Raw genomic sequence first — 20,630 nt, 5'->3', positions numbered from 1 at the left:
TGGAGAGCATGGGTCGATCAGTTGGAGAGGTTCGGGGTCGGCAGCTCGACGGCGGGCTTGAGAGTTTGAAGGTCGCGTTCGGCGACCGCCGCCAGCGTCGTGGCGTTGACGCTCGCGTTCTTCATCGCCATCCGGTAGTTCTCTAAAAGCAGGTAATTGGTCACGGCGAGCTCGTTGGCGATTTCGCGTTCGACGGCAGCGGGAGTCATGCTCTGCAGCTGCGCCGCCCAATTGACGTCGCTGTAGCGGCGATGCACGTCGAGCTGCAGGGCTTGCACCCAGGAGCCCGTGTCGACGGCCGTAAGACCTTCGTTCTGCATCTGCTGCTTCTGCGCGGCGTTGAGCGGAATCGAAGGCGATTGAGCGGCGAGGACCTCATTGAGAACGCTACGCGCCAGCGAAGTGCGCGACTCGTATTGACGACGCCGAACTGACGCCTCCTTCGCGACGAGCGATGTCATTTGCCCGCCGCGCTGCGCCGTCGGAACGATGGGCTGGATCAGATTGGTGACATAATCATTGGCGGAATTGACGCCGTCCTGGCCGTCATAGGTCCCGGTTCCGAACAGTGACGAGGCGCGTTGATCCGCATTTTCCCGCTGCGACGCGCTGCAGAGGCCCGCGGCCGCTTCGTCTGCGGAACAGTAGCGCGAATAGTGCAGCATATTGATCGCTTCGACAGCCTGGGCGGCTCCATAATAGGAAGGCGTTCCCTTCGCCGCTTCGCCGCGTTGGTCCGCGACGGTCTGGATCGCAGTGGCGACTTTCCACGATTGCCCCGCGCCGACCGTGATCGTCTGGCCATTGTCGAGATGAGCGCAATGCAATGGGCTCACGACATGCTCGTCGCGGATCACGGCGTTGCGCTTGTCGCGCTCGAACCGCGCCATCGCGGTGTTCGACGCGTCTGCGATCTGTCGCTGGGCCGAGACTTGCGCCTTCGAGTAATTGGCGTTTTGGGTAAATCCCTGACGGAGGAGGGTGGTGACGTCACCGTAATTGTTGGAGCCGAGCAGGCTCGCGAGCGGACCACTGAGACCAAGCTGGCTCGTGATCGTGTTCAAGAAATTGTTGGCTTGGTCTTGAAGCTTCTGCAGCGCCTGCTGAACGGCGATCGACGTCGCATCGATAACAGCCAATTGCGCACTTGCGGGTGACGCGCCGAAGACGATGGCGCCGATGACGACGCCAGTCGTCGCCGAAAGGAGATGAGAGGTCTTGTTCATTGGGTTTGCTCCTCACCAGAGGCCGATCGTGCTGGGAAGCGAGTATCCGGTCGGAGCGCGGCCGGAGCCGTTGACGTAGAGACTGCCACTGCCGCCGGCGCCGCCGATTCCGATGTAGCCCATGGGTGGCCCTCCGCCGCCGAAGCTGAGCTTGGGACAGGAAAGTCCGCCGCCGAGATTGCCGCCGAAGTTGAACGCGCCGAGATTGAAGCCGCTCAGCGTGATGCCGCATTGCGTGCTGCCGAGCGCCTTCTTCCACGCGTTGGTGACTGCGTTGCAGAGCTGACCTTCGATGGCGTTGAATAGATTCGTCGGGTCCAGGAGATTGACCACGACATTGAGGCCGACGCCCTTCAAGATGTTGTCGAGACAGGTGAGCGATTTGACAGTTTGGGGCGGTGCAATGTCCTTGTCGTCCGCCGCGATGCGCGCCGACGCGGCGCTGGCGGCCTGCTGGTAGAGCGTGCCGCAGGCACCGGCGGAGCCGGACGGTGGCGCGGTTTGCGCCAAGGCGGTAGTGGAAAGGGCGATCGAAACGGTCGCCGAGATGATCGTTCGTCTCATCGATAGAATTCCCTTTGATTGTATTTGTCTCGATGGCGCTCCATCGCGCAGAGGGCGAGAGAGCGAATTCGAAGTTGGGCGGTGATGCGACGGAGCAGCGCGTTTCTGCTCGCGAAACGCGTCGCTCTACGGATCGCGTCGGAGGCGTCTCCCGCCTCAGGCGCGAAAAGAGCAGCGAGTATCGCTTGCCGGTTCGGCTTGTCGGGTTCCGTCAACCAATCGAGCATGCGCAGGAAACGCTCGCTCCCGAGCTGCGCGAGCACGGACTGGAACAAGGTTCGCGCCGGATCGGTTCGAATGCATCGCGCGAGACCTGGCGGGTCGAACGCAGCGGCGTCGTCCAGGGCGACGCCAAGCGCGACGACCGCCGCCTCTACACTCGGATCCAACTCGGCGCGTCGAGCTGCCTCGGGCAGCTCGCTCAGTAGATCGAGCTGGCTCGGATCGAGCCAGCTACCAGTTTGCGTGGTGACGAGATCTGGCATTCGGCCTCCTTTTCCGCTTGACGGCAGGATCGAAGCGTTGTGCGCGAATGACGAACTGATTTATCGATGGGTGATAGAAACCACGCGCTCGCGAACGACGGCGCGGAGACCGAGTGAACGGACCGCGTCACGGAGCACGCTCGGCCATGCTCGTCCGCCGCGCCAATCGACGAGGGCGTCGCGATCGGCCTCACGGGCGAACCTGACCTTGACCGTGGTCGGGACGATTTGCCGTATTGCGAAGGAGAGGGGGATTTGATTTCCGAAGCCGCGGGCCGGGGTCGGCTTCGGCTCCCTGCGGAGCTTCGCCCTTTTCTCGGTCGGTCTGGGGGTGTCGGTGGCCGTCGGCGCCGGTGAGGCCTCGCCTTTTTCGGACGGCACCATTGCGAAATCGGCGTCGGACGGCGTCGACATGGTAAACATAAGAAGGATTGGGAGGATAATCGGGGCTCGCATAGGGTATGACTCCTTTGTGAGCCGCGAAGCATGATATCGGTGTGTGCGAATGACGACGCGCAAATCGAACAGCCGAATTCGATCGAAGCAAAGCGGGTCATTTCGAGTGATTAGCCAGCGCCGATGGGGCGAATGAATGCCCTCAGTCGCGGCGCACGGATCTGGAACGCTGGGGAAGGCGAGGATGACCAAAAAAAAAGAAGTCAAAGAGCTGGCGGATGAGAAGCTGGGGTCAGATCCGTTCCTAGTCGAAATTGGCCGTCGCATCAAAAAATTGAGAGTTGATGCGGGAATGACGCAAGAGCATCTCGGATATGTTGCAGGTGTGAGTTCCGCATACATATATCTCGCGGAGCGCGGACGACAGAATATGACGCTGGGTGTATTTCGGCGGATCGCCTCGGGTCTCAAGGCTCCGATCGAGGATTTGCTTTCGGACGCCGAACTGCAAGCGGCGCCGACGGATCGGTCCATTCACCAGTTGGTGCATGTCGTCGAGAAGCTGAATGAGTTCATGAACACCCGCAACGAACAAGACAAGGCGCTTACTATAGAGGTTGAGAAAGTGGCCGCATCTCACGAACAGCTCATGAAATTTCTCAAAGAGGGATCGAAAGGGAAGCCGCCTCGATAACCCGCCCCGTATTTTAGGTTGACATTCCATAACACATGAGTAGCCTGCTTCGGGACGAACCGGAGCAGACGCCATGCTCGATTGCGACCGTTCATTCGAAACACCCCTTTTCAAAGCCACGCCCAATGAGGCGGGATTGCTTTTGGCGCTGCTGGGCCGGGAATTGGCCAGCGCCGAAGGCCTCATCAACGGAATGTTGCGCGCCGGGCTCGGCGTCGACGCCATCGCAGCCTATTTGGGCTGTGCGCGAACAACTATCCTTGACGAAATCTCGGACCGTGGGATTCCCATCGGCCTGGATCAGCTCGCCAAGACATTCCAGCCGCGCAAGAACGCGTGGCCGCTGATGGATCACACGCTGTTCATCGTCGGATGGAATAGCGGCGTGCGAATCCCGGCCCTAGCGGAATTTCTCGGACGCTCCGCGGGCTCGCTCTATGGAAAACGCCGCCGAATGGGCTTGCCCACGCGTCGCAGCGCGAAGGCGACCAAGACGCAAACGACCAAACGCCGGCCCAACTCTGACATAGAGGCGGCGGCGACGCACGACGCCGCCTCCGCGCCTGCGACGACAAAGCGGAAGCGAACACGTCGTCAGCCGTCCCCAGAAGTCGTCACAACGCCGACGCTGGATGCGAAGTCGGAGCCGCTGCAAATGGCGCCGGACGTCTCATTGACGCCTATAGTTTCTCGCGCTTGCCTCATGCCGGAAAAGACTCCGACGACTGAGGAAATGCCGGCGCCGCAAGTGGAACCGGGGGACACGACGCTCGCCACGCCTCCTTCCGATCGCCTCTCCGAGCCGCAAATCGAAGGGCCGCTCGTCGGCGCCAAAGTGAAAAACCCGCGCACTCCGCGACAAGCGATGCCTTCGACATTATCCCCCGAGACGCATCCTGAATTGCATACTGCGGTCGAGGACTTCATGGCGAACCGGCTGCCTCCCGATGTCAACGCGAACCATTACGCTCTGAAGAATTACGTCACCTCGGCCGTCGCGATTCTGGGAGGAATGAGCAAGGCCGCGATCGAAGAAGCGACGGGATTCGGCCGTTCGTGCATAGGCAGCCACGTCGAGCGGCTACATCTCAGCTCGAAGGGCGCGAACACCTTAACCTTCGATCGACAACGCTTAGAAGACGCCTTGAAGGTGCTGACCCCGAAAGCGGTCGGTGCGACGCATCGCTTGATATTCCGAGCGCCCGGAGATCATCGCTCCCCCGTCATGGATAAGCGCAACGAGAAAAGACGAAATGCAACGGCAGGTAAGAGCCCGAAGGACACCGAGGCCGCCAAGCAAAAGCGGAAAGATGATGCGTTGGCGGCCGGCATCGAGATTCGCAGGGGCGTAAGCCTGCGCGCCGTAAAATGCCTGTCGAAACCGTTCGACATGAACATATAGGCGATTTTGCCACCAGCCGACCGATAGATCGTTTCGCTCTAACACGCAGGCTTCTGCGCGAACGGCAAGCGCTGCGCGTGAGCGTTGTGCGCGGATGCGCGCGTCGCACGATTCGCCGAACAAACTAATGTGCTTCGATCGAGACGATCACGACGCAGTGCATCGTGACGCGTCGTGATACGTTGGCATAGCGCATGCTGAGCGAAAGAAGGGAGCGTCGTGCATCGATAATTTGTCGCTTCATATTCGCACACACCCTCTCAATGATTGTCGACGTCGAATCTTTTCGAGAGGGGTGATTTCATGCAAAACGAGCACGCCGCGATCAATCGCCGATTGTCCGATCCGGACTTTCAGGCGTCTCTTCTATCCAAGGCCATTGGCCTCGCTATCGGATCGTCGCTGCTGGCGACGGTCTTCGTCGTCCACGACGCCTATCTGTGGACGCATCCGCCGACCCCGAAATATTTCGTGATCGACGGACGAAAAACGCGCGAGGTCACGGCGCTCGACACGCCGATCGTCGACGACGCGCAGCTGCTCGATTGGTCGACGCGCGCCGCGCTCGCGCCCTACAACATCAACTACAATGATTATCCGCAGCAGCTCTCGGCTGCGAGCCGAAAATTCTCCAAGCGCGGCTGGAACAGTTTCGCCACCAGCGTCATGGACACCAAGAATTTCGACACGATGAAACGATCGATGCTGCTCTGCTACGCGCAGGCGCAGCGCGCCGCGGTCATCAGCGAAGTCGCTACGATCGCGGGAGCGCTCGCTTACCGCATCCAGGTTCCGATCGTTCAGACTTGCCAGAACAGCCAGCAGAACATCACGCAAAATCTCGTGATCAAGGCGCTCGTCACGAGAACGAACGACGAGGATCGGCCGGACGGCTTGGAGATCGACGAGCTCGTGGCGGTTCGCCAATAGCAATGAGGACAAAAAGATGCTGAACAATCGCATATTATTCGGCGCCGCAGTCGTCCTCCTGGCGACTGTTCCGCCCGGTCTGGCGCAGCAATCGGCGAGCATTCCTGGAGCTGCGGACGGCGGCGGCGTGCAGGCGTCGGGATCGGCCGATCGAGCCGCGAACATCATTCCTCTGACGCCCGGAATGATCCGGGATCTGGGCAAGCGGTTCGGCGACAACAAACGTGCGCAGGAACAGGCGACGACGGAGTTCGCGGCGCCGGCGAGCCGGCGCGTCAATGTCTCGTTCACGCCGGGCCAGGCGGTCAACATCATCCAGACCGTCAAGGGCTATCCGACGGCGATCTCCTTCTTCGATCGAACCGGCGAGCCATGGCCGATCCAATGGGACACGAACAGCAATCCGGCGGCTGTCACGGAAGGGGGCAACTGCAACACGGGACCGAACGCCAGCGGCCCCGCGGTCGCCGCCACGGGCTTTTATGTCTGCACGCCAGCGAAGGGATCGAATGTCCTGGAGATCACGCCGATGTCGCTGCAGCCGCGCGGCGGTCTCGTGGTGACGCTGCAGGGCGCGCCGAAGCCAATCAGCTTTCTGTTGATCGGCGGGGGCGCTCGCTACGACGCCGATATCTCGATCCAGGTGGCGGAGCGCGGCCCCAACGCGAAGGCGGGGACTGTTCGCGCGAGCGCGCCCGACACGGCGGCGCCGTTCCTCACCGCCATGCTGGACGGCGTTCCGCCTGCGGAGGCGACGCCTATGTCAGTTCGAGGCGTCTCTCCTGACGAGCTGCGCGCCTGGCGGCTCGGCGATCGCGTCTATCTGCGCACGCGTCTCACCTTGATCTCCCCGGAATGGACGGCGTCGGAGGCCGCCGAAGGGGGCCTCACCGTCTACCAGCTTCCCGCGACGCCGGTCGTGCTGCTCTCTCATCAGGGACGCACCGTTTCGGCCTCTTTGACGGAGGATTAAATGTCCGATCTCTTTTCGAAACTTCCGCTGCTGTCGCAGCTCCGTGAATTCAATCGAGGCGGCCGAGGCGGCCCGGCGCGGATCGTGACGATCGCAGTCGTCGGCGTGTCGATGACGGCGCTTCTCGTCGGCGTCTCGTCGATCTCGCATCCGGCTCTCCCCGAGTCGTCGGTCGCCAAAATGCCCGAGGTCGATCCGTTGCCGGGCGGAATGCACAGCAATCCGGCGCAGGATGCGCTGCTGAAGCGTCATGCGCAGGGGCAGGCGGACAAGGCGCTCGCGTCGGGGGCGTCCTATACGCCGCCCCTGCCGGCGGCCGCGCCGCTGCGGCTCGTCGATCGGCGCGATCCCGAGGAGGTCGCCGCGGCGGAGCCGCCGCCCGCACCCGCGGTGGTTCCGGTTCCCGAACCTGCGCCGCTCTACGTCCCGCCGGAACGCCCGCGAGAGGAGGCGCGCATCGAACAGGTCGCCGCCAGCGAGCCCGCTAGCCCGAACGCGGGAGCGAACGACGAGCAATTCAAGCAGGCGGTCGCCGATCTGTTCAAGCAATGGGAAGGGCGCCCGCCGCGCACGGATCTGGTGCTGGCGCCGGCGACGGATGTTCGAGACGATATCGGGCAGGGGCAGGGCGCACGCGTCGAGCAGCGCGCGACGAGCGCGCGCCCGGCGGCGCCGGCGCAACAGCAGCGTTCCCCCGCCGAGACCATTTTGGTCCCGGCGGGGCGCGGCGTCTACGCCCATACGGTGCTCTCGGTCAATTCCGACACGGGCGGCCCGATCGTCCTGCAGGCGGACACGGGTCCGCTGGCGGGCGATCGTATGATCGGGACCTTCTCCAAGAACCAGGCGGTCGGCGCGCTGTTCGGCGACACAGAAAGGCTCGTGGTGCGGGTCAATTCCATCGAGCACCATGGGCAGACGATCAACGTGCAAGGCCTGGTGATCGCGCCGGACAGCATGGAGACCGCCGTCGCGACGAGCGTCGATCAGCATTACATCGAACGCTTCGCCCTGCCGACGGCGGCCGCTTTCGTCGCCGGTCTTGGACAGGCGATCGCGCTGTCGAACTCGACGATCGGCTACACGCCATACGGCGGCATGATCCAGAGCTACGGCAAGCTGGATTTCCGACAGCAGGCGGGCATCGCCGGCGGCGCGGCGGCCGCGCAGATCGGACAGACGCTGCAACAGCAAACGCCGAAGGGCGCAACCGTCTTCCTCGCCGCCAATGCGGGCGTCGGCGTCATCTTCTTGTCCAACGTCGCCGCGCCGCCGGAAACGGCGAGCGTCGATCCCGCGAGTCTCAACACGAAATAGGAGAACACCAATGAGCGATGTCGCCGGCAATCTGAATTTCGTCGACAGCGACGAGAGCCACGAGCTCGCCCTCGGCCTGCCCGAGGCTGACGCCGAAGCGGCGCCGAACAAGCCGACGTCCGAGGAAGACCACGGCTCTGACAAGAAAACGCTGGCCGCGTCGATCGCGACCAGCTTCGCGCGCATCCGCACGGAATTCCTCGGTCCCTGGGGAAAGCCCGCTAAGGCGGCGGCGAAGGAGCCATTGTCGGACACCGACGCCGATCCGAACGCTCCGCGCGTCGCCGAGACCGACCCGGCTCCGCGAGCCGAAGAAAAGAAGGCGCGGACGAACGCCTGGGATCCGTTCGAACGCTATAAACTCGCGACTTCGGTTTCTCTCGCGGCTCTCGGCGTCGCGACCATCGCCGCAGTCGCTCTTTTGCCGAATAGCGGAGCCTTCGAGGGCGGGGTGACGGAGAAAGGCGTCGACGCCGGGCTCATGGCTCCGGCGTCGAAGCTCGCTGCTGTGCCGCTGAACGAGCACGGCGAACGCACCTTGGAAATGCCGGCGGCGTCGCCCCCTCAGAAAATCGCGGAGGAGGTCCAGGCGTTCTGGAGCCCCGAAAAGGACCGGGAGAACCGAAAGCCGCTCGCCAGCGTCGCGCCCGCTCCGGTGTCGCCGGCGGTCGTCGGAGAGGTCGGCGTAAGACCCGCGACGACGCCTCCCGAGGCGCCGAAAGTCGCGCCTTTCGTCGCCGCAAAGGCGGCGGCCGCGCCCGCCTCGACGTCGCCCGCCCCGGTCGCCACGGTCGCTGTGGCGCCGGCCTCGACGGGCGAGCCTTCCGTGAAGGCGAGGGAGGAGGCGATCAAGCGCGTCGCGTCATTGCCGCCGGATGCCCCCATCAAGGCGGAAGAGAAACAGCTGGAGATGGAAACGAGACTGTTCGGCATGATCACCGAGCTCTCCACATTGGTGCGCCGAACCAGGGAGGAAATCGCCGCGCTGCAGGACAGTGACAAGAGAACGGCGCGCGCGATCGAGGCGAAGCTGAACGATTTCGAACGGCGCTTGAACCTCGGCGAGGCGCAACGCTCCCTCGACGCGGCAAAGGCCACTCCGACATCGCCGCCGGAACAGGCGAGCCCGCCGGTCGCGCCCCCGGCCACGCGGCCGGCCGCGATGAAGGGCGTCGTCCCGGCGTCCCTGTCGACAAAGAACGAGCCCGACGCTCCCGCTCCGCCCGCCCGATATCGTGTGCAGGCCGCGTCGCCGGGCCTCGCCATGCTGTCCGAGCTCGATCGCAGTGGTGACGAGATCGCGCCGCTGCAAATCGGGATCGGAGCGCATGTGCCGGGCTATGGGCGCGTCACGAAAATCAGCCAGCGCGGAACCGAATGGGTCGTGCAGACGGAGAAGGGGCCGATCCGCTGAGCGGGTGGGCTTTCCGGCATTCGGTAGAGGGGGCTGACGTGCAAGGATTGGTCAATTTCGCAGGAGAGATCGGCAACGCAATCGCGATTTTGTTGCCGACCTTTTGTTATCTGACGGCGCTCGCGCTGTTCATGTCGGCCGGATGGGGATTCTGGACGCAATCCCAGAGCCACAATCCCTATCGCGGCCGTCCCTGGGTTCCGTTCGTTGCGCTCGTCCTCTCGGGCGCCTTCGCGTCGTTTCCGTCGATCCTCACGATGGCGAACAATACCGCCGGAACCAATCTGCAAGTGTCGATCGGGGCGTTGACGAGCTACACGGCGCCGACGGTCAATGGGAATCTGTTGGGGCAAACTCCTGGCGACTCCGTCGTCAATATCGTGACGCTGTTTCAGGGGTTCTTCCAGGCCGTCGGCGCGATGTCCTGCTTCTTTGCGATGCTGACCTGGAATGCGGTGATCGCGGGCCGCAGCAATCGCAGCCCCGGCGGTTGTGGCGTGCAGTTCATGTTCGGAATCATGCTCATCAATGTCGTGACCGTCGCGACATGGCTGGTTTCCGTGTTTCGAACCTGAGACGCAGAGCATGTCGATGCGCCCGACCTCGGCGCCTCAATGCGGAGAAAACGTCATGCAGAATGTCGAGAAGCTGAAGCAGGCTCCATTCGCGATCACATTGGCCGGATGGGGTCTCGTCTATTCATGGATGTTTTCGATGGCCGGTCTCGGTCTGTCGGTCTCGACCGTCTTCGATCTCGCCGAGCAGCAAGCCCTCGCGGAACGATTCGCGATGGCGATGGGGCTCTATCTCGTCATGGCGGCGCTGGTGAGCAGCGCCGTCTATCTTTGGGCCATGGCGCGCTGGACGCGCCATTTCCTCGCCAATGCGCGAAGATATGGACTCGTCGACATTGCGCTGACGCCGGTCGTGGGCATCGGGCTCGCCGCAACGAGCGTCCTGCTCCTCGCAGGCTCGAAATGACGGCGCGGCCGATGCGGCGGCTGGCCGCTCCTGGAAAGACGTTCCCTGAGAAGATCGCAAAGGGCGTGTTTTGGGCGATCGCGATGAATCCGGGCGTGTGGCTGTTCGCGTTCGTGGCTCTGTACGGTTACGCGCGATAGGCGCAAAAAATATTTTATCGGCGCGCAAACACGACGCTCGATATTCGCGCAGCTTCGTCCGAATCTTTTTTTCGAGGGCGCGGCGCGCTCTCGCAATCGAAGGAGATGAACTTGAACACCATCGCCAAAATCAAATCCCGCGTGTCGTCGTTGCTCGCCGGTGCGGCGCTCTCCGTTTCTCTCGGAGCGACGAGCGCCTTTGCTCAGGCGGCTGGCCAGACGCTCGGCTCGCAGGTCCAGAGCATTTCGAAGGAGTTCTCGACCGCCGGCGGCTTCGCCGGCTCGACCGCGATGTATGTCGCCGCTCTGGTGACATTCGTCGCCGGCGTCTGGTTCCTGTGGCAGTCGCGTCAGCCGGAAAATCGCGAGAGCGGGAAAGTCGCCGCCGGTCTGACGGGTCTCGTGCTGACCGGCCTGTTCGTCGCCGGCGGCTCGTGGATCCAGAAGGCCTCCTACACCACCACTGGCGCGGGCGCGAAAGTGACCGACCAGGCCGGCGTCATCACCTTCCAGTGATGTTCAACGCTCTCCTGTTCCTCGCCGGCGTAACGCGGCGACGGGCAGGGGAGAGAAAGGCCCTCGCCGATCGTTCGGTTTCACAGCCGAAGGCCGGCGAGGACGCTTCTATCTCGAAGATTGGCGCGCCGCAATGCTCACTCTCTCACTATCGGCTATGAGCGATAGCACACGGCCGGCATTCGATGCGGCGACGCCGCGACCACGAGAGCTCGGCGGTCGCTGCTCGCATTGTGGATGCGAGATCGGTAGCTGGACCGCGACTTTGTCAGACGCGGGCGACGAGCCATCGAGCTGCGCACTGTGCCGCCTCGCTCGAAATCTCGCGCGCCCCGAGATCGATCGCGAGGCCATCCTGATCTGGGCGCCGGAATTCACGCAAGGCGCCGTCAATGCGCTCGTGCATCGCGTGCATTCGTCTTTCGCGAGGCACGGAAAATCCGTGTCGTGGCCTCTCGATTCCCTTCCCGCGAACAGTCCCGACGATCTTTTCGCCGCCGGCTCGGCCTATGCCGCTCTCGTCGAGCGCAGCGCGATCGCCAAACGGCGCGTCGGAACGTCTTCGCCGCGCGATCTCGCCGAAGCTCTGTCGTTCATCTCTCCAGGCTCATACGCCCGTCGCAACGAGCTGCTCGGCGGAGTTCGCCTGCTGTCGCTAGGACGGTTCTTCGTCGACGGCCGCGACATTTATCCGCGCTTGCTCCTCAAGGAGAGGCTCGCATCGATTTTAAGGAGATAGATAATGCTCCATTGGATTTCTCGCGGGCTCGCCGCAGTGTCGTTGATGGCGAAGCAGCCCCTCACGAGCTTTTGCGATATCGAAGCCGCACATGGCGACGCGCTCGTCACCAAGCAAGGCGACTATGTGAGCTTCCTGCGTCTCGGGGGCATGCGCCGAATGTCGACGCGGGCCGATATCGATCGCCTGGCCAACGCCATGCGGATCGACATCTCGGGCACGCTGGAGAACAGGGGACATGCGATCGTCGGATGGTACGCCTCCGATCCCGATCTCGCGGCGGTCGAGATCGAGCGCGTCAACATGTCGGCCTGCCGGGAGATCGCCAAGGAAATCGGGCTGGAGCTGGGCGATATTTTCGAGGAACGCAAAAAGCTCTGGACCGGGATGATGCGCTGGGAGGCGGCGTATTTCATCTTGTGGACGCGCGCCGCGACGCTCACCAAGGAAGAGCGCAAGCAGATGAAGGAGGAGCAGGCGGCGCTCGCCAAGAAGTGCCCGAACATCGGCGACGCCCAGAAATTCTATCTGCGGAGCGACGTCATGGCGGCGCGTCACACCGGCTTCGTCTCGCGCGTCGTGTCTTCATTGAAAGGGCTGGACGTCGCCGCGACGGAGATATCCGCCCATGATGCTCTGGTGGTCGCGCGCGAGGCCATGTATCGCGAGACGGTCGGCTCCGCCTGGCGTCCGACCCTGGTCGGAGACGCCTTTCGCCCGCGCTGGCCGGATGAGAAGGATGAGCGTCCGATCCTGGGAACGCTGATGTGGCCGGCGATCCGCGATCTCTTCTTCGACTCCGACGCCGTCGTCCATGACGGGCAGAGGGTGGAGATCGGCCTCTATGATTACGGCTGCGTCGATATGACGATGGGGCCGGAGGATCCGCGGCCGTTCGTCGAGCTGTCGTCGCGGCTCGGGCAGGATCGCATCCCCTGGCGGGTCTCCTTCGTGATCGAGGGCGGCGGCAATTCGGACATGCTCCTGAAGAGCGCCGGCGCGCAGTTCTTGTGGATGTTTCCCGGCAACCGGGACATCACCCGCGCCTTCGAGCATTTGAAGCGCGAGCGCGAGAACAACAACCATATCGCCGTGCGCCTGCGGGCGTCCTTTGCGACCTGGGCTCCCTTCGGAGAGGTCGGCAAGCTGCGGCTGCGACTGTCGACGCTGAAGCAGCGCCTCGAGGCGTGGGGCAATTGCCGGGGAACGACCGTCATCGGCGATCCGCTCGAAGGCGTGATGAGCAGCGTTCCTGGACTGGCGCTCGCGTCCACGGCGCCGCCGTCGGTAGCGCTGATCGGCGACGTGCTGGCCATGCTGCCCTGGGGACGAACCGCCTCGCCATGGGACCGAGGCAGCGTGCTGTTCCGCCAGCCGAACGGCGCCATGTGGCCATATGACCCTTCCGGCGGCTCGAAGCGGCCACAGGTCCTCGACACTTTCGTCGCGCCGCCGCGCTCGGGAAAATCTGTGCTGGCCAATACGATCAATCTCGGCCTCTGCCTCAGCTCCGTCGCGCTCGGCGCCGCAGGCGCGAAGCTGCCTCTGATCGGCAAGGTCGATATCGGCGATTCGGCCGAAGGCTTCGTGCTGCTCATTCAAGAAGCGCTGGGGACGCAGCGCCGGCACGAGGCGATCTACACGCGCATGCAATTCGCGCCGGGCTTCGAGTTCAATGTCTTCGATCTGCAGGTCGGCTGCGCATACCCACTGCCGCTCGAAAAGGCCTTTTTGCAGAATTTTCTCGCCTTGATCACGCTGCCGCCGGATCAGAGCACGCCTTTCGAAGGCATGAACCAGATGATCGGCATCGTGATCGACGAAGCCTATCGTCTTTGCACCGATGTTCCGGGGGCGTCGCCCAAGCGCTATCGGCGCGGGGTCGAGCCTCTGATCGACGCGGCGATCGAACGACACGGCGTCGAATTGCATCATGACGAGCCGCATTGGCGAGACGTGGTGCAGGCCCTCTGCGCGGTCGGGGATTATCGTCTCGCGGAAGTGGCGCAACGGCACGCCGTTCCATTGTTGCAGGATCTGGTCGGAGCCGCGCGAACCGACCAGGTCAAGGACATGTTCGGCAAGCTCACAATCGCCATGACGGCGGAGCAGGCCTCCGATCTCTTCGAACGCTACATCTACGACGTCATCCGCAAGTTTCCGACTTTGAACAGCCCGACGCGGCTGGATTTCGGGGCGGCGCGGATCATCGTCATGGATCTCGCGGAAGTCGCCCCGACCGGCTCGGCGGCGGCCAATCGTCAGACCGAGATGATGTATATGCTCGCCCGCCACATCATCGCACGCAATTTCTTCCTGAAGCCGGATTACCTGCCATTCGTCCCGGAAGAGGCGCGCGGCTTCCACCAGCCGCGCTTCCAGGACATCTACGAATCGGTGAAGCGCCTCGACTATGACGAATGGCATCGCACGCAAGGCAGTCCGCAGGTCCGCGCGCAAGCCGAGCTCGATGTGCGCGAAGGCCCCAAGCACAATGTTCAGCTCGGCTTCGCGAGTCAGCGCCTGAGCGACATGGGCGACGCGATCGTCAGCCAGTCGACGGGCCGCTTCGTACTGCGGGCCGGCGACGACGCGGAAGCCGAAGAGATCGTTCAGCGCTTCAATCTCTCCGAAGCGAGCGCCGATATCGTCCGCCACCGCCTTCATGGGCCAGGTCCCGCCGGCGCGCCCTTCCTGGCGGTGCTTCATGCGGACAACGCCAAATATGAGCAGATGCTCGTCAACACGCTCGGGCCGATCGAGCTGTGGGCGCTGTCTACGACCCCCGGCGACCGAGCCCTGCGCAATCGCCTCTATGACCGCATCGGGTTTCGGGAGGCGCTGCGGCGGCTCGCGAGAATATTTCCGGGCGGATCGGCGGAAAAGGAGATCGAGGAGCGCAAGGCCAAGCGCATGCGGCGGGGCGAGCTCGACGCGCGCGCGGAGACCGGCGTCGTCGATGAATTGGCGGACGAGCTGGCCGATGCGCGTGGGATCGGCGCGAAGCTCCGCTATGGCGAGAGCGGCTCGCCGCTCGTCGTCGCGGCTCAGTAGCGCCGATCGAATCCGAGCGCGTCGACATTTGAAATACGCGCAGAGCGGGAGAATCGTTTCGGCCTGGATTCGTGATCGAGGAGCGTCGCCATGCCCAGCTTTCGCATTCAGCTTCTTCCGAACGCCGTCGTCATGTTCGGCCCGGGGACGCGCGACGTCGCTCGAATGGAGCGCCGTGGCCGTCTCGACGTCGATAACGCCGAATCCATCGCGAACGCCGAAGAGGCCGAGCTACGCCGTCTCATCAAAGGCCGCGACAAGCGGCCGAGATTTCATCGTCATTCGCGCCGACGCCGAATAGCGTGAGCGCGCCAGAAAGCCGAGGAGAAAATCATATGAGCGCCAACCACCCATGTCGCGTTCTCGTGCTACTTTCGGCGTCGAGCATTCTCAGCGGCTGCGCGCATGATGTCCCGACGACGGTCGATGTCTCTGGGATGCCGAATGTGGAGATCGCCCTTCGGCGAAGCGTCGACCATGTCGACAAGGAGATGGGCGAGCTGGGGCGAATGCGGCCGGCTCCCCGCTCGGGCGCGGCAGTCGTGCCCGCCGAGCTGCAAAAGATCGTCGCCTTCGAATGGGAGGGGCCGATCGAGGGGGCGGTGAAAAAGCTCGCCGGCGAGGTCGGCTACGACGTCGTCGTCGACTCTGCGTTCAATGTTCAGCCGGTGTCGATCGGCGTCAAAACCGGCCCGCGGCGCGTCTACGACATTTTCCAGGCCATCGGCAGCGCCGCGGGCGACCGCGCGACCGTGCAGGTCGACGCGCAGCATCATCGCATCGAGGTGATCTATCATGTCTAAGCTCAGGATCCGTAAGCTCGTCACGACGCTCCTGGCCTCTACGCTGCTGGCCTCCACGCTGCTGGCTTCATCCGCCTTCGCGGATGCGGGGATCAAGGTCTATCCCGTTCCTCCGGCGCCTTCGCCCGAGGAGATCGACGCCGCGGCGCATGTCCTCGGCAATCCGTTGAACAAGCCGATCACCGGCGCGGCGCAGGAGCCGGCGGTCGTCGGAGGCGAACGTCCGCCGTCCCTCGAGGCGCTGCAGGCGGTGCGCGCCGGGCGCGGCGATCCCGGGCTCGGGCTAGACCCGGGGCGGGAAGAGACGCTGTATCAGGCGGCGCTGAGCTTCGGGGCGCAGGGCGGCCTCGCGGCGCGGTCCTTCGCGATCAACGATACGCTGCGGCGCAACGAGCCGACGCTCGACAAGAGCTATGACTTCGGCTCCGTGGTGCTGCCGCTCGGCGGCGGCCGAACGCTGCTGCGCCCGCCCGTCGTCACCCAGGGACAGCTCGCCTTCGCGCTCGGCGCCGATGCGCAGGTCGCCCGGGAAACCGATTGCGTCTATCAGATCACGCGCGAAGCGCAGCTCGCCTCCGCCCCGCCGAATTGGCGCGCCTATCTCGTGCGCAATTGGAAAGCGCCGACGCGGCCCCATGACGCCGTGCTCCCCCGCACCGAGCAGGAAGCGGCCTATTGGAACAAATGGGTCGCCGAGGGCTGGGCGCAGGGCGAGAAGCAGGCCGTCGAAATATTCCTCTCCGACCTCGGCCGCCTGCAGCGCGACATCGTCGGAATGGCGCGGTTCCGCGTGCTGCTGCGCGCGGGTCTCGTCGAGCATCCGAAGCTCGCCTTCCAGAACAGCGTCGTGAACGGCGGCCGCGACGAGCTGCGCGCCGGCGATCGCATCGTCCGCATCACCGATCAGCCGGGCCTGCAGGCCGACGCCCGCCGCTGGGCGTCCAAGCGCCACGGTCCCTGTCCGAAGTGAGAGCGAAACGGCCTCGGCGTGTCGCCGAGCGATCGGGGAGGAAGAGACGTGACGCTTCAGGACGCGGCGGTCGACGAATCTTGGGATAGCGCGGGTCTTTCCTGGGTGGCGGACCCGCGAAAGAGCGCGCCGGCGTTGGATTCACTGCTCACCTGGGCCTATCGCTCGGGAGCCTCCCGCGTTTCGTTTCAGACGGGGCACTGCCCGTGGCTGAGGATCTACGGCCGCAATCGCAGGGTCGGCGGCGAGACGCTCGACGAGGCGGAGATCGCGCACATCGTCAATCATCTCTATGGCGCCGACGGCATGGCGCGGCTGCAGGGCGGCGGCGCGCTCGATACGACCTATGAGATCGCCGTGAGCCGCACCGAGCGGCTTCGTTACCGTCTCAACGTCACGTCGACGCGCAGCAGCCGCCGCCTCGGCGTCAATGTGGTCTTGCGTCCGATCCCCGGATTGCCGCCGTCGTTGGAGGAGCAGCTCGTCGAGCCGGGCATCATGGAGGCGTTCCGCCCGAGAAACGGCATGGTCATCGTGTCGGGCGGCACGGGTTCGGGAAAATCCACTCTGATCGCCGGCATGACCATCGCCAAGCTGCTAGACCCACAAGGGCATTACGACATCGTCGAAGGGGCCGCTCCGGTCGAGTTTCTGCTGGATCGCGTCAAGAGCCCGACGTCCACGATCAATCAGAGCGAGATCCCGCGCGATCTGCCGAATTTCGAAGAGTTCATTCGCGGCTGCATGCGACGCGAGCCGACCGATATCATCGTCGGCGAATGCCGCGAGACGGCGACGATGAGCGCCGCCATTCAGGCGGCGATCTCCGGCCACGCGCTGACGACGACGATCCACGCCAATGACGTCGCGCTGACGATGCAGCGCATCGCGAGCCTCTGCCCCTTGGCCGAGCGCGACAATTTGATCAGCGCCGTCGCGCAATCGCTGCGGCTCGTCGTCAATCAGAGGCTGGCGCCATCCCTGGATGGGAAACGCACGGCGCTGCGGGAGTTCCTCGCATTCGATCGCAAGCTTCGCAATCGCTTTCTGGAAACGGACTCGACGCAATGGCCGGCCCTGACGCGCCGCGCGATCGAGGAGCAGGGGCAATCTTTCGCGCAGGCGATTGGCAAGGCTCTGCGGGACGGCCGCATCAGTGAAGAGACGGCGGCGCACGAATTGAGGGAGGAAGGCTGATGTGGCGGAACACCGCTCTACCGACGCGGATCTTGTTTCTGGACGGGCGCGCCTGCCTGCCTCTGCTGGTCTTCGTCGTCTATTGGAGCTGGATGACATTTTACATAGCGATCGGCGGCATGACCTTCTTCATCGTCGTCAGCTGGGCGGGCCTGACCGTCTCCTCGGCGCCACGGCTCCTTCGTCGGATGCTGATCGGGCCGATCCGAACCGCGGTCCCGACCTGGAAGCGCAGGAGGGCGTCATGATCCTGGACATAGCGGATGTGGAGGCCGTGCTGGAGAAGCTTCTGAGGAAGGGCGGGCGGCCAGTGCTGTTCGAGGGCGTGACCGTGCCTTTCGACAGCGCGGCCGCGGCGGATGGATTGCTGCCGCTGTTCGTGCTCACGGGCGAAGCCTTGTGGCGCGAGGTCGAGGGCGAGGGCTTCGGACTGACGACGCAGCCCGACGAAGGGGCTCTCCTCGGCTATCGCCTCGCCGTGATGGACCCCGGCTCTTTCACAATGGCGATGTTGGCGACGATGGAGGCGATCTCGCAGGCCTGCGGGCCGAACGGGATCGTGGTGGAGCAGCTCGGCGACGTCTGGGCGGATTCGAACGAACGGTTCGAGGCCGATCAGCGAGGGAAGGAACAGCGGCAATGAGACGGATGTTCGCGGTTCTGGCTTTATCGATCATCGCGACCAGCGGACCGGCGCGCGCCGCAGACGATCTGGCGAAGGGCGCCTACGTCAAGGAGTGCATCGACGCGGCCTCGAAGACGCATTCGATCCCCGCCGAGATTCTCTTGATCCTTCTGAATGTCGAGAATGGGCGGCTCGGAAAAGTGAGCCAGAACACCAACGACACGGTCGACATCGGACCGATGCAGGTGAACCAGATTTGGCTGCCGAAGCTGGCTGCACATTGGCGCGCGTCGCGAGAGGCGACCTATCGCGCTCTGCGCGACGAATTCTGCGCCAATGTCGAAGGCGGAGCGTGGATTCTGCGACAGGCGCTCGACGAGGCGGATGGCGATCTCTGGGAGGGGGTCGGCCTCTATCATTCGCACAATGAACGACACAAGGCCACCTACCGCCGCCTGGTCTTGGCGCAGGGCCGGCGTCTGCAACGCGAGGCCGCCGCAGAGACGAGCTCGACAGAGAGAGGCGTGGCCGTCACCCGAGGAGCAAGGTGATGTCCGTATCGCACTCCTCTCAGGGCAATGTGAGCGACGGCGCCGCCTTTTTGATGAGCGTCGCCGTCTTCGTCGTCGGCGTCGGCTTCGGCGGCTGGTATCTCTGGGAGGAGCAGCACGCCGCGATCAGCGCGATCGTCATGCAGGGCCTGCACTGGCAGATGAGATTCATTCATTTGTTCACGGATCGCTATGACGTCGCGGACGCCCAGCTTCTCGCGACAAATCCCGCGACGGTGAAATTTCCGCAGCTGCTGCGCCTCGCCCGCGAGGTCGGGCGCTTCTTTCTCCTGCCCTCGATCGGCGTCGTTCTGGCTCTCGCCGCCGTTTGCGCGAGCCGCGCCGGGGCGAAGCGCTTTTCTCGCCCGCTCGATCTCGAAGCTTTGATGCGCGAGCAGCTCCGATCCTTTCGCACGCCCGCCGCCTTCGTGCGCAGACGGCTGGGGCTCGTCGATATCGAGCCGGGCAAGCCGCGTCCCGCCGATCGCGCTCTGACCCGCGCCGAATGGATCGAGCGCTGGGCGACGGACGACAAGGGCGCTTTCATTGAGGGCGCGGCGCGGGCCGAGCTGACGCGCCAGCTCGGCTCGGCCATGCCCAACCCGGCAAAGGCGCCGCCGCATGTTCGCTGCATATTGGCGGCGTTCGCGCTGCATCGAACGCAACGCTACGACGAAGCGCAGCGCTATCTGGGCGATCTCTCGTCGGCGCTGGGGCCGATCGGGAAGGAAGGCCGGACCGGACCCGATCGAGCGCTCGCATTCCCGGTCGCCCTGGTCGAGCAGGCCGATCATTGGCTGGACGACAGAGATTTGCGCTTTCCTTTGGCGGCGACAATGGGGGCGCATGGGTTCACCACCACCGCGGCGATGAGCGTCCTCCTCGCCGCGCGGGTGGAAGGCGGCGTTCTGCCGCCGGCGCAATTCGGGTTCTTGAAGCTCGTCGATCGACGGCTGTGGTACGCGCTGCACTCATTGGGCTACCCGGCGGATATATTCGACCCTCACCTCCATCCGACGCCGCTCGTCGAAGCGATCGGAGCGCGCGACCATTGGGCGGCCGAATTGATCGCGGGCGCGCCCTTGCGCGTCGCCGCGATCGACAATGCGCTCGCGGCGCTTCGAAAGGTCTGACGCGCCTTCTCATTCGCGCGGCTCGGTACGATCATCGGCTCTCGACAAAAACAGGAGATCATGATGGACGAGGTTTCTACCGATACGATCAAGGTCGCTTCCGAGCCGCCGCATATTCACATCGACATTCATGTGCATCTGGACGGGCCGGTGGTCGCGCATTCGGCTGGACGCCGAGCCCCCGTCGGCGACGAGATCGAACGCCGCAGCCCGTCCGCCGCGCCGACGAGGCGATCATTGCTCACGACGCTCCTCTTGGGTTTCGGCGTGTCGGCCGTCGGCTATGTGGGCTTCCGGGCAGGGAACGTCTCCTCTCAGCAAAAAGCTCTCGGCGTGAACCAAGCGGCGGTTTCGCAGGAGCCTTCCGCGGGCGCGCCGGCGCCTTTGCCGGAAGCGGTCGCTCGCGACCTGCAGAGGCCCCCGCAGATCACGCCCGCTCCGGGAACCCCGGCGGCCGCCGGCCAATCGGGTCCGGCCGCCTTCGGCCTGCAGCAATGACGCGATCGCCGTCGCCGCGGAG

Annotated in this window: 23 protein-coding genes; 19 read left to right on the top strand and 4 right to left on the bottom strand. The window is 64.2% G+C overall.

All coding sequences use genetic code 11. The features are described from left to right. Nucleotides 1-17: 17 nt before the first annotated feature. The 3 genes from ACT53T_RS16740 to ACT53T_RS16730 are packed head-to-tail and all read right to left on the bottom strand — an operon-like array spanning nt 18 to nt 2,275. Complete coding sequence (locus ACT53T_RS16740; RefSeq protein WP_476162078.1) at nt 18-1,226, bottom strand: hypothetical protein; 1,209 nt, start codon at nt 1,224-1,226, stop codon at nt 18-20. Nucleotides 1,227-1,238: 12 nt separating this feature from the next. After that, nucleotides 1,239-1,790, bottom strand: coding sequence for a hypothetical protein (locus tag ACT53T_RS16735; RefSeq protein ID WP_476162077.1), 552 nt, complete (start codon nt 1,788-1,790; stop codon nt 1,239-1,241). Further along, nucleotides 1,787-2,275, bottom strand: coding sequence for a type IVB secretion system protein IcmW (locus ACT53T_RS16730; RefSeq protein WP_476162076.1), 489 nt, complete (start codon nt 2,273-2,275; stop codon nt 1,787-1,789). The genes ACT53T_RS16735 and ACT53T_RS16730 overlap by 4 nt, the downstream gene beginning before the upstream one ends. A 640-nt stretch (nt 2,276-2,915) precedes the next feature. On the opposite strand from ACT53T_RS16730, the gene ACT53T_RS16725 reads away from it, so the two are divergent. The 9 genes from ACT53T_RS16725 (at nt 2,916) to ACT53T_RS16685 (ending at nt 11,038) form a co-directional block, all read left to right on the top strand. Further along, nucleotides 2,916-3,365, top strand: coding sequence for a helix-turn-helix domain-containing protein (locus ACT53T_RS16725; protein WP_476162075.1), 450 nt, complete (start codon nt 2,916-2,918; stop codon nt 3,363-3,365). Nucleotides 3,366-3,438: 73 nt separating this feature from the next. Then, nucleotides 3,439-4,767 (top strand): hypothetical protein, encoded by a 1,329-nt coding sequence (locus ACT53T_RS16720; protein ID WP_476162074.1) that lies wholly within the window; start codon nt 3,439-3,441, stop codon nt 4,765-4,767. A gap of 303 nt (nt 4,768-5,070) precedes the next feature. Next, nucleotides 5,071-5,697 carry a DotI/IcmL/TraM family protein gene (locus ACT53T_RS16715; RefSeq protein ID WP_036288545.1) on the top strand — a complete coding sequence of 209 codons (627 nt, stop codon included), beginning with the start codon at nt 5,071-5,073 and terminating at the stop codon, nt 5,695-5,697. Nucleotides 5,698-5,713: 16 nt separating this feature from the next. Next, a complete protein-coding gene (locus tag ACT53T_RS16710; RefSeq protein ID WP_476162073.1) occupies nt 5,714-6,670 on the top strand; it encodes a DotH/IcmK family type IV secretion protein in 957 nt (318 codons plus the stop codon). Then, nucleotides 6,671-7,987 carry a DotG/IcmE/VirB10 family type IV secretion system protein gene (locus ACT53T_RS16705; protein ID WP_476162072.1) on the top strand — a complete coding sequence of 439 codons (1,317 nt, stop codon included), beginning with the start codon at nt 6,671-6,673 and terminating at the stop codon, nt 7,985-7,987. A 10-nt stretch (nt 7,988-7,997) separates the two neighbouring features. Further along, nucleotides 7,998-9,401: a hypothetical protein gene (locus ACT53T_RS16700; protein ID WP_476162071.1), complete on the top strand. Its 1,404-nt coding sequence runs from the start codon at nt 7,998-8,000 to the stop codon at nt 9,399-9,401. Then, nucleotides 9,365-9,976 carry a hypothetical protein gene (locus ACT53T_RS16695; RefSeq protein WP_476162070.1) on the top strand — a complete coding sequence of 204 codons (612 nt, stop codon included), beginning with the start codon at nt 9,365-9,367 and terminating at the stop codon, nt 9,974-9,976. The genes ACT53T_RS16700 and ACT53T_RS16695 overlap by 37 nt, the downstream gene beginning before the upstream one ends. A gap of 55 nt (nt 9,977-10,031) precedes the next feature. Then, the gene (locus ACT53T_RS16690; RefSeq protein WP_476162069.1) at nt 10,032-10,382 is read left to right on the top strand and encodes a hypothetical protein; all 351 of its coding nucleotides are present in this window, start codon (nt 10,032-10,034) and stop codon (nt 10,380-10,382) included. 251 nt (nt 10,383-10,633) lie between these two features. After that, nucleotides 10,634-11,038, top strand: a complete 405-nt coding sequence (locus ACT53T_RS16685; RefSeq protein WP_476162068.1) for a hypothetical protein — start codon at nt 10,634-10,636, stop codon at nt 11,036-11,038. Between the two features lie 268 nt (nt 11,039-11,306). Here ACT53T_RS16685 and ACT53T_RS16680 read toward each other — a convergent pair whose 3' ends face one another. After that, nucleotides 11,307-11,444, bottom strand: coding sequence for a hypothetical protein (locus ACT53T_RS16680; protein WP_476162067.1), 138 nt, complete (start codon nt 11,442-11,444; stop codon nt 11,307-11,309). A 36-nt stretch (nt 11,445-11,480) separates the two neighbouring features. Between ACT53T_RS16680 and ACT53T_RS16675 the strand changes: the two genes are divergently transcribed. The 10 genes from ACT53T_RS16675 (at nt 11,481) to ACT53T_RS16630 (ending at nt 20,608) form a co-directional block, all read left to right on the top strand. Then, nucleotides 11,481-11,777 (top strand): hypothetical protein, encoded by a 297-nt coding sequence (locus tag ACT53T_RS16675; RefSeq protein WP_476162066.1) that lies wholly within the window; start codon nt 11,481-11,483, stop codon nt 11,775-11,777. 3 nt (nt 11,778-11,780) lie between these two features. After that, nucleotides 11,781-14,831 carry an ATP-binding protein gene (locus tag ACT53T_RS16670; protein WP_476162065.1) on the top strand — a complete coding sequence of 1,017 codons (3,051 nt, stop codon included), beginning with the start codon at nt 11,781-11,783 and terminating at the stop codon, nt 14,829-14,831. Between the two features lie 335 nt (nt 14,832-15,166). Next, entirely contained in the window at nt 15,167-15,634 is a 468-nt protein-coding gene (locus ACT53T_RS16665; protein ID WP_476162064.1) for a DotD/TraH family lipoprotein, read from the top strand. Continuing rightward, nucleotides 15,627-16,604: a type IV secretion system DotC family protein gene (locus tag ACT53T_RS16660; RefSeq protein ID WP_476162063.1), complete on the top strand. Its 978-nt coding sequence runs from the start codon at nt 15,627-15,629 to the stop codon at nt 16,602-16,604. The genes ACT53T_RS16665 and ACT53T_RS16660 overlap by 8 nt, the downstream gene beginning before the upstream one ends. Before the next feature lie 48 nt (nt 16,605-16,652). Then, nucleotides 16,653-17,801, top strand: coding sequence for a type IV pilus twitching motility protein PilT (locus ACT53T_RS16655; protein WP_476162062.1), 1,149 nt, complete (start codon nt 16,653-16,655; stop codon nt 17,799-17,801). After that, entirely contained in the window at nt 17,801-18,049 is a 249-nt protein-coding gene (gene icmT / locus ACT53T_RS16650) for an IcmT/TraK family protein (protein WP_476162061.1), read from the top strand. The genes ACT53T_RS16655 and icmT overlap by 1 nt, the downstream gene beginning before the upstream one ends. Beyond that, nucleotides 18,046-18,444, top strand: coding sequence for a hypothetical protein (locus ACT53T_RS16645; protein WP_476162060.1), 399 nt, complete (start codon nt 18,046-18,048; stop codon nt 18,442-18,444). The genes icmT and ACT53T_RS16645 overlap by 4 nt, the downstream gene beginning before the upstream one ends. Beyond that, nucleotides 18,441-18,977: a lytic transglycosylase domain-containing protein gene (locus ACT53T_RS16640; RefSeq protein WP_476162059.1), complete on the top strand. Its 537-nt coding sequence runs from the start codon at nt 18,441-18,443 to the stop codon at nt 18,975-18,977. Before ACT53T_RS16645 ends, ACT53T_RS16640 begins: the two co-directional genes overlap by 4 nt. Beyond that, nucleotides 18,977-20,110: a secretion/conjugation apparatus DotM-related subunit gene (locus ACT53T_RS16635; protein WP_476162058.1), complete on the top strand. Its 1,134-nt coding sequence runs from the start codon at nt 18,977-18,979 to the stop codon at nt 20,108-20,110. The genes ACT53T_RS16640 and ACT53T_RS16635 overlap by 1 nt, the downstream gene beginning before the upstream one ends. Before the next feature lie 60 nt (nt 20,111-20,170). Then, complete coding sequence (locus ACT53T_RS16630; RefSeq protein ID WP_476162057.1) at nt 20,171-20,608, top strand: hypothetical protein; 438 nt, start codon at nt 20,171-20,173, stop codon at nt 20,606-20,608. Nucleotides 20,609-20,630: the final 22 nt, after the last annotated feature.

It is taken from the genome of Methylosinus sp. DMC45 (assembly GCF_056313885.1).
This window is presented reverse-complemented; position numbering and strand designations above follow the sequence as displayed.

What these genes read in the sequence shown, in the direction of transcription:
- ACT53T_RS16740 (WP_476162078.1), bottom strand. Translation starts at nt 1,226, where the DNA reads ATGAACAAGACCTCTCATCTCCTTTCGGCGACGACTGGCGTCGTCATC.
- ACT53T_RS16735 (WP_476162077.1), bottom strand. Translation starts at nt 1,790, where the DNA reads ATGAGACGAACGATCATCTCGGCGACCGTTTCGATCGCCCTTTCCACT.
- ACT53T_RS16730 (WP_476162076.1), bottom strand. Translation starts at nt 2,275, where the DNA reads ATGCCAGATCTCGTCACCACGCAAACTGGTAGCTGGCTCGATCCGAGC.
- ACT53T_RS16725 (WP_476162075.1), top strand. Translation starts at nt 2,916, where the DNA reads ATGACCAAAAAAAAAGAAGTCAAAGAGCTGGCGGATGAGAAGCTGGGG.
- ACT53T_RS16720 (WP_476162074.1), top strand. Translation starts at nt 3,439, where the DNA reads ATGCTCGATTGCGACCGTTCATTCGAAACACCCCTTTTCAAAGCCACG.
- ACT53T_RS16715 (WP_036288545.1), top strand. Translation starts at nt 5,071, where the DNA reads ATGCAAAACGAGCACGCCGCGATCAATCGCCGATTGTCCGATCCGGAC.
- ACT53T_RS16710 (WP_476162073.1), top strand. Translation starts at nt 5,714, where the DNA reads ATGCTGAACAATCGCATATTATTCGGCGCCGCAGTCGTCCTCCTGGCG.
- ACT53T_RS16705 (WP_476162072.1), top strand. Translation starts at nt 6,671, where the DNA reads ATGTCCGATCTCTTTTCGAAACTTCCGCTGCTGTCGCAGCTCCGTGAA.
- ACT53T_RS16700 (WP_476162071.1), top strand. Translation starts at nt 7,998, where the DNA reads ATGAGCGATGTCGCCGGCAATCTGAATTTCGTCGACAGCGACGAGAGC.
- ACT53T_RS16695 (WP_476162070.1), top strand. Translation starts at nt 9,365, where the DNA reads ATGGGTCGTGCAGACGGAGAAGGGGCCGATCCGCTGAGCGGGTGGGCT.
- ACT53T_RS16690 (WP_476162069.1), top strand. Translation starts at nt 10,032, where the DNA reads ATGCAGAATGTCGAGAAGCTGAAGCAGGCTCCATTCGCGATCACATTG.
- ACT53T_RS16680 (WP_476162067.1), bottom strand. Translation starts at nt 11,444, where the DNA reads ATGCACGAGCGCATTGACGGCGCCTTGCGTGAATTCCGGCGCCCAGAT.
- ACT53T_RS16670 (WP_476162065.1), top strand. Translation starts at nt 11,781, where the DNA reads ATGCTCCATTGGATTTCTCGCGGGCTCGCCGCAGTGTCGTTGATGGCG.
- ACT53T_RS16665 (WP_476162064.1), top strand. Translation starts at nt 15,167, where the DNA reads ATGAGCGCCAACCACCCATGTCGCGTTCTCGTGCTACTTTCGGCGTCG.
- ACT53T_RS16660 (WP_476162063.1), top strand. Translation starts at nt 15,627, where the DNA reads ATGTCTAAGCTCAGGATCCGTAAGCTCGTCACGACGCTCCTGGCCTCT.
- icmT (WP_476162061.1), top strand. Translation starts at nt 17,801, where the DNA reads ATGTGGCGGAACACCGCTCTACCGACGCGGATCTTGTTTCTGGACGGG.
- ACT53T_RS16645 (WP_476162060.1), top strand. Translation starts at nt 18,046, where the DNA reads ATGATCCTGGACATAGCGGATGTGGAGGCCGTGCTGGAGAAGCTTCTG.
- ACT53T_RS16640 (WP_476162059.1), top strand. Translation starts at nt 18,441, where the DNA reads ATGAGACGGATGTTCGCGGTTCTGGCTTTATCGATCATCGCGACCAGC.
- ACT53T_RS16635 (WP_476162058.1), top strand. Translation starts at nt 18,977, where the DNA reads ATGTCCGTATCGCACTCCTCTCAGGGCAATGTGAGCGACGGCGCCGCC.
- ACT53T_RS16630 (WP_476162057.1), top strand. Translation starts at nt 20,171, where the DNA reads ATGATGGACGAGGTTTCTACCGATACGATCAAGGTCGCTTCCGAGCCG.